Genomic DNA, 12,832 nt, shown 5'->3' on the forward strand with positions numbered 1-12,832 from the left:
CCTAGACGATCTTGCGCTGGTCCTCGTACTCGAGGTACTCGATCTCGTCGTCAGGGTTGAGGTCCTCGCCCTCGGGGATGCGCATCGTGAACGTGTCGTAGGTCTCCAGGTCCATCACCTGGGCGTCGTCGCCCGTGACGGAGACGACCTGACCCTGCTTGCGGTCGATGATCGGGACCCAGACCTTGGCGTCGACGGGCTGGGAGAGCGAGCGCTTCTTCCCGTCGAAGACGCCCTCGGCCTCGACGCGGGCTTTGGCGCTGCCGTGCTTGCCCGGCTTGGCCGTGCTGTAGGAGTTGATTTCGCAGGGCGTGTCGTCGATCATCACGTAGCTTCCCTCGTCGAGGTCTCGAACCTCGTTCTGCTGTCGCGGCATACCGCGGGATTGTCGATGTGCCTGTATAAACGGTTTGGATTGCGAGAGCGCCTGTTCGGAACGAGTCTCGGCGGGAGGCCGATGAGCCGTTGCCCGCCCCATCACTCCAGTTCGTCGGGCCCGTAGGCCCGCGCGTAGCCGCTGCTCTCCTCATCCTCCTGGCCCTCCCGGAGGTTCTGGCGCGTGAACTGCGGCTCGGCCCTGATGCCGCCGGAGCGCCGGAAGGAGTACAGCAGCAGCACCGCCATCAGGGCCGTCCCGACGCCGGCGACGACCGTCGCCACGTCCGTCGCGTTGGCGTAGAGGTAGGCGGTGCTGAAGGTCCCGCTGGCGACGATCATCCCAAGGACCAGCCGCCGGGTCATCTGGCGGACGACGCCGTCCGAGTCCTCGATGTCGGCCCGCACGTGGAAGTCCTCGCGGTCGACCCGGTCCAGCGCCGACTCCAGTTTCGGGGGCACGCGGACGCTGGACTCGACGGCGTCGCGGGCCTCACGCGCCCGGTCCTCGACGAACTCGCGGGCGCCGGCGGCGATGTACCCCTCCTCGCGGAGGTAGCTCGTGGCGACCTCGATGAAGTCGAAGTCCGGGTCCAGCGTCACGCAGACGCCCTCGACGACAGTCGCGACGCGGAGCACGAGCGCGAGGTCCGGCGGCAGGCGCAGCGGGAACTCGTACATGGTGTCCTCGACCTGCTGGACGATCTGCTGGACGCGGTACTGCTCGATGTCCTCGCCGCGGGCGTCCGCGATGGCCAGTTCCATCACGTCGCCCATCAACTGCCGGTCGGCGTCGGGACTCAGGGTCCCCATCTCGACGAGCGCGTCGAGGATGGCGTCGATGTCCTGATCGGCCACCGCCGCGTAGAAGTCGACGATCTTGTCCTGCAGGAACGGGTCGACGCGGCCGGACATCCCGAAGTCGTAGAAGACGAGCGTGCCGTCGTCCTGAACGGCCAGGTTGCCGGGGTGGGGATCGGCGTGGAACACGCCGTCGTCGATGATCATCTGGAGGTAGCTCCGCTGGAGCGTCTCCGCGAGCGCCGTGCGGTCGACGCCCAGCTCGTCCAGCTCGTTGACGTCGTTGATCTTCGTCCCCGGGACGTACTCCATCGTGAGCACGCGCGGCGTCGAGTGGCTCTCGATCACGCTGGGGATCCGGACGCGCTCCTCGTCGGCGAAGTTGTCCCTGATCTCGGTGAGCATCCGCGCCTCGCGCTCGTAGCTCATCTCCTGGCGGATCGTGCGGCTGAACTCGTCGGCCAGCGTCTCCAGCGAGAACGAGCGGGTCTCGTCGGTGAAGTACAGCAGGACCGGCAGCGTCCACCGGATGGCGCGCAGGTCCGCCTCGACGAGGTCCTCGACGCCGGGCCGTCGGACCTTGATGGCGACGGGCTCGTCGTCGACGCTGGCCCGGTACACCTGCCCGAGGCTCGCGCCGCTGATGGCCTCGCGCTCGAAGTCGTCGAACGCCTCGTCGACCGGCCCCAGTTCCTCCTCGAGGACGACCCTGGCCTCCTCCCAGGGCGCCGGCGGCACCCGGTCCTGGAGCTTCGAGAACTCGTCGATGTACTGCGGCGGGAGGACGTCCGGCCGCGTCGACAGCAACTGGCCGAGTTTGATGAACGTCGGACCGAGGGTCAAAAGCGACTCCAGCAGCGTGGCGGCCCGCTCGCGGCGCTGCTCGCTCGTGACCCGCCGCGAGCGCCCGAACAGGATGAACCGGTGCCTGTCGCGGGCGTAGGCGAGCGCGAGCGGCAGGAACTGCCGGACGACGACCAGAAACCGCCAGTAGGCGCGAAGGTTCACCAGCCAGCCACCCCGTCCTCAGGCGTCCTCGACGGGAATCGTCGTGCCCCGACCACTCGTCGCCTTCGGAATGCGAAGCTCGAGGACCCCACCCTCGATCGTCCCCTCCGCGTCGGTCCCCGTGGCGTCCGGCGGCAGCGGGAGCTCGACGTCGAGGAACAGCGAGCGCTCCTCGCTGACGAACCGGAACTCCCCGGGGACGTCCTTCTCGCGCTGTGCCTCGATCGTGAGTCGGCCGCCCGTCACGCGCACGTCCAGCGTGTCGGCGGTCACTCCCGGCAGGTCGAGCACGAGCAGGTACTCCTCGTCGGACTCGTGTGCGTCGGCGAACACCGCGTCCGGCAGGTCCCGCATGGCGTCACGGAGCGCTGACATGGGCGGCAATTGGGGGCGCGCACTCCTAAAGCCCGCGGTCGGTTCACACGGCAGCGCTGGCCGCCAGTGCGAGCGCGGCGAGGCCGACGGCCACCCCCAGTAGCGGCCGCTTGGCCATCCGCCAGGCCGTGGCCCGTTCGGGGGCGTCGGAGACGACGAACGCCGGCGCTCGATCGCCGTTCCTGATCACGGCGTTGACCACGCCGGAGCCCCACTCCCGCGACGCCTCCTCGAACGCCTGCCCGTAGACGTAGGCCGTCTCGTCGACGTCGAGGCGGCGCTCGACGAACCGCTGCTCGTTGCCGAGGTTCAACTCGACGACCCGCAGGTCGAGCGTCCGGTCCTGGGGGTCGACCTCGTCGCTCTCGGCGAGGTACTCCGCGATGCGCCCGGGCGGCTTTTCGCCGGGGTCGACCCGGACGACGTGTGACTCGAGGTGCAGTTCGGCCCCGGCCGGCTCGACCCGAGCCTTCCCGGACCCGTCGTCGACCAGGAACGGGACGGCGGCCCCGCCCGAGTCAAGCGTCTCCCAGTGGCTGTGCTTGCCCGACGACCGGAGCTCCTCGGCCTCGTACTCGTAGGCCAGACACTCCCGGCCGGAGAAGGGCGCGGTGACGGTGGCTCCGTCGAGTCGCGCCTCGCCCTCGACCTCCACCGGGCCCGAGTGGTTCGGCAGGCGGTAGACGTCGACGGGGTCGTTCCGGAGGGCGTGGACGACCGATCGCAGCCGATGGAGGCTGTACGAGAGGACGGCAAGGCCGGCGGCCGCGAACGCGAGGGTGAGTGGACCGGAGACCATGCCCGTGCGAGCACGCTCAGCGCGTATAAATTTCGGGGGTCACGAGCGGCGGACGCGACGCTCAGTGCAGCTCGTCCAGCCGCTGTATCCGATGATCCCCGAGCACGCAGTGGCCGCGCTCGTCGGGGTCGTGGCGCTCGACGTGGACGGCGTCGAGGCCGGCGTTCCAGGCGGCGCCGACGTCGTCGGGGTCGTCGCCCACGAGGGCGCCGACGTGGCCGTTGTAGCCGACGCCCAGATCGGTCATCGCCAGTTCGACCGGGCCGGCGTCGGGCTTCCAGCCGACCTCGTCGTCGCAGCAGACCACCGCGTCGAACCAGTCGCCGATGTCGAGGTGGTCGAGCACGGGGTCGGTGAGGTACTGCTGGCAGTGCGTGACGAGGCCCACCGGCCCGTCGACGGACCCGAGGAACGCCTCGGCGTCGTCGTAGAGGTAGGTCGCCTCGGCGCGGGCGATGGGATCCTCGACCTCGTGGAAGGTCTCCCAGAACCGCTCCGGGTCGACGCCCCGGCGGTCGAGGACCCGGTCGCGGACGCCGCCCATGCCGTACCACAGGTGCTCCGCGTCCCGGTCGGTGAACCCGACGCCGAGGCGGTCACCGACGTCACCGATCACGTCGCGGGGATACTCGGGGTCGACGTCCACGAGCGTCCCGTCGAGGTCGCACAACCAGAAGTCGTACTCGTCAACCATGCGGGATCGTTAGTGTAGGGCGTGCAACAGTAAGTAGCTTCTGCCGTTGCGCGATACCGTGACACGGTGCTGCTGCCGGGATCACCGGTGCGTCACTCTACCCGGATCGAACTACCGAGGTACTTCGAGAGCGCCTCGGAGACGTCGTCGGCGTTGAACTCCTCGAGATTCGTCGCCATCTCCTCTTTCAGCGCCGCCAGGTACGCCTCGTCGGTCCGCAGTTCCCGGAAGGAGACGTCCGCGACGGGCGCGGACAGCGCCTCCTCGGTCAGCCGCCGGAAGTGTCCCTCGTCGGCGAGTTCGCCACGCCAGAGGTTGTCCCGGAAGAACAGCCAGCCGTCCTCGCCGGGCGGGTCGGCCGCTCGCTCCATCACCGTCTCGAACGTCGCCGGGTCGACGCTGACTTCCGGTGGTCCCGGATCGAGGCGAACGGCGACGCGGAAGACGTAGGCCGCCTCGCCCGGGACGGGGTCGCCGTCCACGTCGTCGCGCTCGCCGCCCGTCACTCGTAGAGGTCGTCGAACCGCGCGGCGAGCTCGGTGTCGTTCTCCGTGATCCCGCCCGCGTCGTGGGTGGTCAGCCGCACCTCCACTTCCCGCCAGCCGATGGTGATCTCCGGGTGGTGGAACGCCTCCTGGGCCAGCCCGCCGACGGCCGACGCGAACCCGACGCCGTCGAGGTACGCGTCGAACTCGTAGGTGCGGGCGATCTCGTCGTCCTCGCGCTCCCAGTCCTCGGGTAGCTGTTCCGCTATCTCGTCGTCGGAGAGTAGCTCGGCCATGTGCGAGGCGTCGAACGGAGTCGGGAAAACTGTTGGCCCGCTGTCGATCAGTCGTCGCCGAGCTGTTCCAGCACGGCGGCAGGGATCTCCTCGTGCACACCCTCGGGGACCTCGTCGGCGGAGTCGGCCTGCGCGACGGCTGGTGAGGCGTCGCCGTCCTCACCGTCGGGCCCGAAGTCCGGATCGAACAGCTGGAGCGCCGTGTTGATGGTCGACCAGTCGTCCTCCTCGGCGGCGTCCCGCAGGCTTCGGGTCGGGGCGGCCAGCAGCTGGGAGACGATGGCGTCGGCCATCGACTCGACGACCTCCTGCTGGTCCTCGTCGAGGTCCATCTTCGAGAGGGCCGTCCGCAGTTCGCTGGCCTTGACCTGCTCGGCGCTCTCGTACATGGCCGAGATGACCCGGTCGGCCCGCTTGCGCTTGTACTGGGTCAGCAGGTGGTCGAACTCCTCGTCGATCATGGCCGCGACGCGCTCGGCGGCGCGGCGACGCCGGTCGCGCGTCTCCTCGGTGATCGTCTCGAGGTCGTCCAGATCGCAGACGGTCACCTCCGAGAGGCCGTCCGCGGCCGGCGGGACGTCCCGGGGCTGGGCGATGTCGACGACGAACGTCTCGCCGCCGGCCGCCAGCTCAGCGGCGTCGAACACGTAGTCCGGGCTGCCCGTCGCGGAGACGACGACTGCGGCCTCCTCGGCCGCCGCCTCGACGGCGTCGAGCGCGACCGCGCTGGCCTCGACCTCCGCCGTGGTAGCCACGTGCTCGGCGTGCGGGACGGTCCGGTTGGCCACGAGCAGACGGTCGACCCGCTCGGCGAGGGCCGTGGCCGCCTGCGTGCCCATCTCGCCGGCGCCCACGACGAGGCCGGTCTCGCCGTCGAGGTCGACCTCGTCGGCCGCCAGTCGGACCGCCGCGGAGGCCAGCGAGACGACGCCCTCGTTGATGGCCGTCTCGGTACGGGCGCGCTCGCCCACGTGGACGGCCTTCATGACGCCGTCCTCGAGGACGTCCCCGATGCCGCCGACCGAACGGGCGTCCTCGTAGGCGTCGCGCACCTGACCGAGGATCTGGTCCTCACCGAGGACGATCGACTCCAGCCCGGCGGCCACCCGCATGAGGTGGCGCAGGCTCTCCTCGTGGTCCATCTCGACGGCGGCCTCGGCGGCCACGGGCTCGACGTACCGCTCAAGCGCGTCCGTCGGCCCGCTCCGGGTGACGACGTAGGCTTCGACGCGGTTGCACGTCTGGAGGACCAGCGCCTCCTCGACCCCGGGCGCCGCGAGCAGCGACTCGACTTCGGCCCGCTGGCTGTCCACTGCGATCGCCTCCAGGTCGTCGACGCTGGCGTTGCTGTGGGAGACGCTTACGCCGGAGATTTCACCCATCCCTTGTCTCACGTTGGATCACCGGTGACGTCGGCGACGACGTCGGCTGCTTTCTGCCGTGCATTGGACGCCCCACTATCTAAAGCCTTCCAAACCGCGTCAGATCTCGCGACGGCCCGCACCGCGGCGCGCCGGTCCTCTGGTGAGGCTCCGTCCGCTTTCAGCTCCCGCCGCAGGTCGGCTGTCAGCTCGGCCATCGCGCCCGCGCCGTCGATCTCGTCCTCGATGCGCTCCCGGAGGTGCTTCGAGAGCGCCGGGCTCCGCCCGCCGGTCGCCACCGCGACGGTGACCGGATCGTCCCGCACCGTCGCCGGGACGACGACGCTCCCCGGGTCCCGCTCGCCCTGGACGTCCGTGCGGTTGACCAGCACCCCGCGCTCGGTGGCGGCCGTCTCGACGGCGGCGTTCAGGTCGTCGTCGTCAGTCGCGGCCACGACCAGCGCCGGATCGGCGCGATCGAGCCAACCGGCGATCCCGTCGGCGTCGACGGCCTCGCGGACCCGCTCCGCGCCGCCGAAGTCGGCGTCCGCGAAGTCCGGGCTCACGACGACGACCTCGGCCTCGCGGGCGAACCGCCGGGCCTTCCGCGCGCCGACGCTCCCGCCGCCGAAGACGAGGACCGTCTCGCCGGAGAAGTCGTGCAGTAAGGGGATCACGTGTCGGGGGTCTCCGCGTCGACGACGTTCGCCTCGGCCCGCTCCTCGATGCGGATGCCCGTCTTCTTGAGGATCTCCGTCGAGAACAGCGTGTCCCAGTCGTCGTCGCCGACGTCCCAGTGCTCGCTCATCCGGTCGCGGACCTGCTCGATGCGCCGCTGGCTCTCGGCCTCGTCGCGGCCGTGGGTCATCGCGAAGACGTTGTACGGCCACACGCCCTCGTGGCGCGGGCGCTCGTAGCAGTGGGTGACGAAGTCGAAGGCGGCCACGTCCCGGCCCACCTCTTCGACCACCTCGCCGGGCACGTCCCAGACGGTCATCCCGTTCTCGGAGTAGCCCAGCGCGTAGTGGTTCGGCACCGCGCCGACCCGCCGGACCTTGCCTTCCTCGTTAAATCGTTTGATCGTCTCGACGACCCACTCGGTGTCCGCGCCGACGGTCTCGGCCACGTCGGCGTAGGGCGTCGCCGATATCGGCAGGCCGTCCTGGATCTCGACGACGAGGTCGAGTTCGTCGGGCGTCAGCCCCTCGCGGTCGGTGGGTTCGACGTCCGGGCCCAGATCAGACAGGTCGATGCCCTCCTCGGAGAGGGGGCCGTCGACCGGGAACTTCGCCTCGACGCGGAACTCCCGCTGCTTGGGCAGGTTGTACGTCTCCTGGCCCGTCTCGGACTCGATCTCCGCGAGGACCTCCTCGACGCGGTCCTCGTCGGCGACGGACACGACGAACCACATGTTGAGGTGCGGGTGCTCGCGGGCGTAGTTGTGGGCCACCTCGGGGAAGCCGTTGACCGTCTCGGCCACCTCGTCGAAGCGCTCCTCCGGCGCGTGCATCGCCACGAGCGTCGCCGTCCCGCCGATTGCCTCAGCGTCGATCAGCGCGCCGAAGCGGGTCAGCGTGCCCGCCTCGTCCATCGCCCGGACTCGCTCGACCAGTTCCGACTCGGTCACGTCGATCCCTCGTTCCCGGAGCGCCTCCGCGGCCGGCCCGAAGGGCCGCTCCGTTACCGGGAAGCCGCCCTGGAAGGCGTTGAGGACCGCGCGGTCGACGCGGTCCAGGTCCCCTGTCATGTACGAATCTGCGTACCGGGCGGGCTTAAGCCCCGCGACGGGCACGTTACTACTAAACACACGGGATCGAGACGTCCGAGAATCGTGCGCGCGGTCGGATTTAATTACTCATATAGGGTCTGCAAAACTATTGGGGGTCGCAGGTACATCCCGTCGTATGGGTGGGCGAGTACTCCTCGACGTGTTCCTGGGGGATCCAGTACACTGGCGGAGACGATACTCCATCGCCGTCGCAGGTATCACGCTCATAGTCCGGGATGTCGGGAGCGTCGGTGGCCTCGGATCGTGGCTCGCCTCACACGTCTGGTACGCGGCGCTCGTCGGGAGTGCGATCGGCGTCCTCGCCGGGTGGGACGACCAGGGACTCGTCAGCGGGTACGTCGGGACGCTGGTGTACGTCGTCGTCCTGCTGGTGAGTTTCACCCGTTTCGAGTCGACGATCGCCTGGTCGGTTCCCCCCATGGTACAGCGAGCAGTGGTGACGGTCGGTATAGCGACGGCGATGACGTGTCTACCGGGTTATCTCCTCGGCGTTTGCACCCGATTCGTAGCCACCCGATGGGCCGTGGATGCGAGCCGCAGTTGAGACCGAACAGCGCTCTCCTTGCCGAGCCCGGCCGAGGCGCTTCCCGAACGAGAGCCGGGGGAAAGCGAAGCAGAAGCACAGAACGCCACCAACGGTTTTGCCGCGGGAACCGTACCCGCGGTATGGTATCCCGGGTCGAACTCGCGATCCGGATCGGCGTCTTCCTCCTGGTGCTGGTAGGGGCACCGCTGTTCTTCGTCCTGCTCTTCCGGGCGCTCGACTACATGGCGATGGACGACCTCGTCGAGGAGTACCGCGAGGGGTCGCGAGCCACGGACGTCGGGCAGTTGAACGCCCGCTACGCGGAGGCCGAGGACGGCGTGCTCTGTCCGCGCTGCGGCGCGGCCAACGGCGAGGACTTCCGGTACTGCCACACCTGCCAGGCGGACCTCGACGCGGTGGAGTATAGTAGAAATTGAACGCACTGACACACTCGAGGGGCACCCCGGGTACCCCTCGATGTGTGAATAGTTTCAATGGCTACTATAGTCGCCACGGGGATTTATCGCCGACCTGGTCGTCCGCTCCGGCGATGGACTGGTTCAACGAGCCGACGGAGTGGTCGGAGGCGGACGGCGTCCTCTCATTCGAGGTCGAACCCGACACCGACTGCTGGCGGATCACGGACCACGGCTTCGTAAAGGACGACGCCCACGCGTCCCTGCGGACGGTCGAGGGTGACTTCACCGCCACCGCGGCCGTGCGGGGCGACTACGGCGACCAGTACGACCAGGCTGGGCTGCTGGTCAGGGAGTCGCCGGCGACGTGGCTGAAGTGCGGCGTCGAACTGGTCGACGGCGAGCAGTACGCCAGCGCCGTGGTCACGCGCGGGGAGTCCGACTGGTCGGTCGTTCCCCTCGACGGCGACCCGCCGGTCCTGTGGATCCGCGTCGAGCGGCGGGACGCGACCGTCGAGGTGTCATACTCGCTGGACGGCGAGTCGTTCACGATGATCCGGAAGGCGACGCTGAGCGACGCGGGCGAACTGCGCGTGGGTCCGATGGGTGCCGCGCCGGAGGGCGACGGGTTCACCGTGACAGTGGAGTCGTTCTCCGTCGAGTAGCGCTCCTGACGCCCGACCGGGGCGTTGGAGCGGCCTGCCGGGGCCGCGACCCGCTAGCTCCGGATCGCTTCCACGGGCCGCTCGTTGGCGGCCTTCCAGGCGGGGTAGATCCCGCTGAGGAGGCTGGCGACGGCACCGAACGCGAAGCCGACGAAGACGTATCGGAGCGCTGCCCACCGGAGGACGAGCGTCGGGTCCTCGTACAGCCTGTCGTAGAGGAGTGCGCCGATCCCCAGCGAGAGGGCGGCACCGACTGCTCCGCCGAGGACGCCCAGCAGCGTCGCCTCGGTGAGGATCATCCGCAACACCTCGGTCCGGCGGACGCCGACCGCCCGGAGGACGCCGATCTCGCTGCGGCGTTCGATGGTGCTCATGAGCATCACGTTGAGGATGCTCACGCCGGCCACCAGCAGCGAGATGGAGCCGATCCCCAGCAGGATCAGGTTGACTGTGCTGAAGAAGTCCCCGACGCGGTTGTTCAGGCCCGCCCGCGTGTCGACGCGGACGACCTCCTCGTCGGGGGCGTTCATGCGGTCCCGCGTCGCGTTGGCGAGGTCCTGCGCCATGTCCCCGTCCTCGGCGACGATGGTGACTGCCAGGTACCCCCGGTCGGCGATGGCCGGCGGCGAGACGACGACCTCGGCGCGGCGGTAGCCGATGCCGCCCTCGCTGATGATCGCGCGCACCCTGTGGGAGTCGTCGCCGACGATCACCCGGTCGCCGATGGTGGCGTTGAGGCGGGCGGCCGTCTCGTTGTTCAGCAGGACCCCGGTCCGGAACGGCTCGGGAATCTTGCCCCGCTGGGCGGTGTACAGCTCCTTCGGGTGGGTCACCTCCTCGACGGAGGCGTGTACCTCCTGCCGGTAGGAGGCAACCCGGACCCCCTTGGACTTGATCGGGATCACCGTCGCGTTCGCGTCGCCGACGGCCTCGCGGATCGTCAGCACCTGCGACTCCGTGAGGTGGCGCCGATCGGCGTCCTCGCCGGGCTGAACGGTCGCCTGGTTCGTCAGGTCCTGGAACTGCTGGGTCGTCCCGTAGCGCAGCGCCGACCCGGTGATCCCGAGACCGGCGATGGCGACCACGCCGATGACGATGCCCAGCGCGGCCAGGATCGTCCGGAGCCTGTTGCGCCACAGGTTCCGCCAGGCCATCAGGACGCTGGGCAGCCAGCCCCGGAGTCGGCTCACTGTATCACCCCGTCGATCAGTTCCACCGAGCGGTCGGCGTACTCGGTCAGTTGCGTGTCGTGCGTGACGGCGGCGATGGCGACGTCCTCCTCGTCCTTGATGCGCGAGAGCTCGTCGAGGATCGTCGCGCCGGTGTCCTGATCGAGGTTCCCCGTCGGCTCGTCGGCGAGCACGATGTGTGGTTCGTTGACCAGCGCCCGCGCGATGGCGACCCGCTGCTTCTGGCCGCCCGAGAGCTGGTGTGGCGTGTGGTCGAGGCGGTCGCCGAGGCCGACCCGCTTCAGGAGGTCCCGGGCGCGGTCCCGGCGGTCGACCGACCGGTCCCACATCGACGGGACCGCGACGTTCTCGACGGCGGACAGGATCGGCAGCAGGTGATAGCTCTGGAAGATGAAGCCGATGCTGTTGCGGCGGTGGTTCGTCCGCTCGTCCGCTCCCAGATCAGTCACCTCCTGGCCGTCGAGGACGATCCGGCCCTCGGTCGGCGTGTCCAGCAGCCCGATCATGTTCAGCAGCGTCGACTTGCCGGACCCGGAGGGACCGATGATCGCCACCATCTCGCCCCGGTCGAGCGAGAAGTCGACTTCCTTCAGCGCCTCGATCTCCTCACCGCCGTTGTCGTAGCGCTTCACCACGTCATCGAGTTCGATGACGCTCATCGTCGCTTCCAGAGGACGTACCCGCCCCCGAGCAGGCCGGCGACGAGGGCGAGCGGAACGGCCAGCGAGCCGATCCCCCCCAGCAGCCCGGTCGAGCGGTCCCGCGAGGGCGTCTGCATTCGCTCCTCTTCGAACCCGCCCGTGCGCTCGGGCTCGCGGCCGACGTCCGACGCCGCCCCGCCGTCGGAGTCGACGGGGATCTGCTGGGTCTTCGTCTTCCGCTCGCCGTCGACGAGGTACTCTATCTCGACGGGGATCGTACTCGCGTTGCCCTCGACTTCGGCGATCAGCTCGAACGTGTCGAAGTCGCTGGCGTTGAGTCCGCCGACGAAGTGCTCGCCGGAGGCGCTCATCGGCGTGACAGACTCGGTCTCCCGGACGCGCAGCAGCACGGACTCGACCCTGCTCCCGCCGACGTTGGCCGCCTCGCCCTGGACCGTGACGACGCCGCTGCCCCGGGTCTCGACGCCGACGAGCCCGACCTCGCCCGCGACCTCGTCCTCGCCGTCGGTCGACTCGTTGACCACGTCGACGGTCGAGGACTCGCTGACCGTCCGGGTGACGCCCTGAGCGGTCGTGTAGGTCACCGTCGCCGACAGCTCGTGGGTCCCCGTCTCGGGGAACGTCACGTTGTAGCCGAACCCTCGGTCGCTGGCGGCCCCGATCGATCCAGTGACGCGCTCGGGGCTGTCGACGGTTCCATCGCCCTCGAGCGAGACCGACACGCCCGAGATCGCGCCCGGGGCCCCATTCGCGACGGTGACGTTGACCGGCGTCTCCTCGCCGACGGTCGCCTCCGAGGCAGGCACCGATACCAGAACGTCGTCCGGTTCGGCGACGGTCACGTACAGCGGGTACTCGAGGCTCCTGTACTCGCCGCCCGGCGTCTGCACCGTGGCGTGGACTCGCAGGTTCTTCGTCCCCGTCTCCTCGAACGAGAGCGTGAACGGGACGGACAGCGACCCGCCCGCGGGGATCGATCCCGGGTTCTCGACGCGGGTGTACTCCTCGAGGTCGTCGTTTGCACGCACGTAGATGTCCGTGACCCTCGCGCTCCCGTCGCTGCTGGCGAGGTTCGAGACGTTCACCGTCACGTCGAACTCCTCGCCCGGCGCCGGCTCCTCCGGGGTGACGCTCACGCCGGAGATGGCGACGTCCGCGTCCTGCGCCGCGGCGACGCCCGCCACTGCAGCCATCGACTGGACGGCGACGACGGCGGCCAGCGCGACGGCCAGTAGTCGGTCCCGTCTCATCGGCGTCCCGCTCCGCCTGACGTTCCGCCTGTGGTCGTCGGTCGGTTCGAAGCGAAACGCGACCGGACGACCCGGCCGCGTCTGGAGGGCTGTGATGCTATCATGTCGATCGACAGACCAGAGGTCCCCCTATCGAGATA

The 12,832-nt window shown here is 69.4% G+C and carries 16 protein-coding genes; 3 read left to right on the top strand and 13 right to left on the bottom strand.

Features of this window, described 5'->3' with window-relative positions; all coding sequences use genetic code 11:
- Position 1: 1 nt before the first annotated feature.
- The 10 genes from LCY71_RS03430 to ahbB form a co-directional block, all read right to left on the bottom strand.
- A complete protein-coding gene (locus tag LCY71_RS03430) occupies positions 2-376 on the bottom strand; it encodes a translation initiation factor IF-5A (protein ID WP_225334967.1) in 375 nt (124 codons plus the stop codon).
- A 101-nt stretch (positions 377-477) separates the two neighbouring features.
- Entirely contained in the window at positions 478-2,184 is a 1,707-nt protein-coding gene (locus LCY71_RS03435) for an AarF/UbiB family protein (RefSeq protein ID WP_225334968.1), read from the bottom strand.
- An 18-nt stretch (positions 2,185-2,202) separates the two neighbouring features.
- Complete coding sequence (locus LCY71_RS03440; protein WP_225334969.1) at positions 2,203-2,559, bottom strand: Hsp20/alpha crystallin family protein; 357 nt, start codon at positions 2,557-2,559, stop codon at positions 2,203-2,205.
- Between the two features lie 43 nt (positions 2,560-2,602).
- Complete coding sequence (locus LCY71_RS03445) at positions 2,603-3,358, bottom strand: GIDE domain-containing protein (RefSeq protein ID WP_225334970.1); 756 nt, start codon at positions 3,356-3,358, stop codon at positions 2,603-2,605.
- 61 nt (positions 3,359-3,419) lie between these two features.
- Positions 3,420-4,052, bottom strand: a complete 633-nt coding sequence (locus LCY71_RS03450) for an HAD family hydrolase (RefSeq protein WP_225334971.1) — start codon at positions 4,050-4,052, stop codon at positions 3,420-3,422.
- A 92-nt stretch (positions 4,053-4,144) separates the two neighbouring features.
- Complete coding sequence (lwrS, locus tag LCY71_RS03455) at positions 4,145-4,558, bottom strand: LWR-salt protein (protein WP_225334972.1); 414 nt, start codon at positions 4,556-4,558, stop codon at positions 4,145-4,147.
- Complete coding sequence (locus LCY71_RS03460; RefSeq protein ID WP_225334973.1) at positions 4,555-4,833, bottom strand: 4a-hydroxytetrahydrobiopterin dehydratase; 279 nt, start codon at positions 4,831-4,833, stop codon at positions 4,555-4,557. Before LCY71_RS03460 ends, lwrS begins: the two co-directional genes overlap by 4 nt.
- Before the next feature lie 47 nt (positions 4,834-4,880).
- The gene (gene hemA, locus LCY71_RS03465) at positions 4,881-6,227 is read right to left on the bottom strand and encodes a glutamyl-tRNA reductase (protein ID WP_225334974.1); all 1,347 of its coding nucleotides are present in this window, start codon (positions 6,225-6,227) and stop codon (positions 4,881-4,883) included.
- Positions 6,224-6,871 (bottom strand): precorrin-2 dehydrogenase/sirohydrochlorin ferrochelatase family protein, encoded by a 648-nt coding sequence (locus LCY71_RS03470; RefSeq protein ID WP_225334975.1) that lies wholly within the window; start codon positions 6,869-6,871, stop codon positions 6,224-6,226. Before LCY71_RS03470 ends, hemA begins: the two co-directional genes overlap by 4 nt.
- Positions 6,868-7,941, bottom strand: coding sequence for a siroheme decarboxylase subunit beta (gene ahbB / locus LCY71_RS03475; RefSeq protein WP_225334976.1), 1,074 nt, complete (start codon positions 7,939-7,941; stop codon positions 6,868-6,870). Before ahbB ends, LCY71_RS03470 begins: the two co-directional genes overlap by 4 nt.
- 157 nt (positions 7,942-8,098) lie before the next feature.
- On the opposite strand from ahbB, the gene LCY71_RS03480 reads away from it, so the two are divergent.
- The 3 genes from LCY71_RS03480 to LCY71_RS03490 all read left to right on the top strand — a co-directional run bounded on the left by LCY71_RS03480 (position 8,099) and on the right by LCY71_RS03490 (position 9,590).
- Positions 8,099-8,527: a hypothetical protein gene (locus tag LCY71_RS03480; RefSeq protein ID WP_225334977.1), complete on the top strand. Its 429-nt coding sequence runs from the start codon at positions 8,099-8,101 to the stop codon at positions 8,525-8,527.
- Between the two features lie 122 nt (positions 8,528-8,649).
- Complete coding sequence (locus tag LCY71_RS03485; protein WP_225334978.1) at positions 8,650-8,946, top strand: zinc ribbon domain-containing protein; 297 nt, start codon at positions 8,650-8,652, stop codon at positions 8,944-8,946.
- A gap of 113 nt (positions 8,947-9,059) precedes the next feature.
- Positions 9,060-9,590 (top strand): DUF1349 domain-containing protein, encoded by a 531-nt coding sequence (locus tag LCY71_RS03490; RefSeq protein ID WP_225334979.1) that lies wholly within the window; start codon positions 9,060-9,062, stop codon positions 9,588-9,590.
- Between the two features lie 53 nt (positions 9,591-9,643).
- Here LCY71_RS03490 and LCY71_RS03495 read toward each other — a convergent pair whose 3' ends face one another.
- Genes LCY71_RS03495 through LCY71_RS03505 form a run of 3 tightly spaced genes read right to left on the bottom strand, consistent with a single transcriptional unit; the run spans position 9,644 to position 12,692 of the window.
- Complete coding sequence (locus tag LCY71_RS03495; RefSeq protein WP_225334980.1) at positions 9,644-10,780, bottom strand: ABC transporter permease; 1,137 nt, start codon at positions 10,778-10,780, stop codon at positions 9,644-9,646.
- A complete protein-coding gene (locus LCY71_RS03500; protein ID WP_225334981.1) occupies positions 10,777-11,439 on the bottom strand; it encodes an ABC transporter ATP-binding protein in 663 nt (220 codons plus the stop codon). Before LCY71_RS03500 ends, LCY71_RS03495 begins: the two co-directional genes overlap by 4 nt.
- Entirely contained in the window at positions 11,436-12,692 is a 1,257-nt protein-coding gene (locus tag LCY71_RS03505; protein WP_225334982.1) for a COG1361 family protein, read from the bottom strand. Before LCY71_RS03505 ends, LCY71_RS03500 begins: the two co-directional genes overlap by 4 nt.
- Positions 12,693-12,832 lie beyond the last annotated feature (140 nt).

The sequence above is a fragment of the Halomicrobium urmianum genome (assembly GCF_020217425.1).
Taxonomy (GTDB): domain Archaea; phylum Halobacteriota; class Halobacteria; order Halobacteriales; family Haloarculaceae; genus Halomicrobium; species Halomicrobium urmianum.

Excerpts from the sequence above, each read along its gene's own strand:
- LCY71_RS03430 (WP_225334967.1), bottom strand. The coding sequence starts at position 376 with ATGCCGCGACAGCAGAACGAGGTTCGAGACCTCGACGAGGGAAGCTAC.
- LCY71_RS03440 (WP_225334969.1), bottom strand. The coding sequence starts at position 2,559 with ATGTCAGCGCTCCGTGACGCCATGCGGGACCTGCCGGACGCGGTGTTC.
- LCY71_RS03445 (WP_225334970.1), bottom strand. The coding sequence starts at position 3,358 with ATGGTCTCCGGTCCACTCACCCTCGCGTTCGCGGCCGCCGGCCTTGCC.
- LCY71_RS03450 (WP_225334971.1), bottom strand. The coding sequence starts at position 4,052 with ATGGTTGACGAGTACGACTTCTGGTTGTGCGACCTCGACGGGACGCTC.
- LCY71_RS03460 (WP_225334973.1), bottom strand. The coding sequence starts at position 4,833 with ATGGCCGAGCTACTCTCCGACGACGAGATAGCGGAACAGCTACCCGAG.
- ahbB (WP_225334976.1), bottom strand. The coding sequence starts at position 7,941 with ATGACAGGGGACCTGGACCGCGTCGACCGCGCGGTCCTCAACGCCTTC.
- LCY71_RS03480 (WP_225334977.1), top strand. The coding sequence starts at position 8,099 with ATGGGTGGGCGAGTACTCCTCGACGTGTTCCTGGGGGATCCAGTACAC.
- LCY71_RS03485 (WP_225334978.1), top strand. The coding sequence starts at position 8,650 with ATGGTATCCCGGGTCGAACTCGCGATCCGGATCGGCGTCTTCCTCCTG.
- LCY71_RS03490 (WP_225334979.1), top strand. The coding sequence starts at position 9,060 with ATGGACTGGTTCAACGAGCCGACGGAGTGGTCGGAGGCGGACGGCGTC.
- LCY71_RS03500 (WP_225334981.1), bottom strand. The coding sequence starts at position 11,439 with ATGAGCGTCATCGAACTCGATGACGTGGTGAAGCGCTACGACAACGGC.
- LCY71_RS03505 (WP_225334982.1), bottom strand. The coding sequence starts at position 12,692 with ATGAGACGGGACCGACTACTGGCCGTCGCGCTGGCCGCCGTCGTCGCC.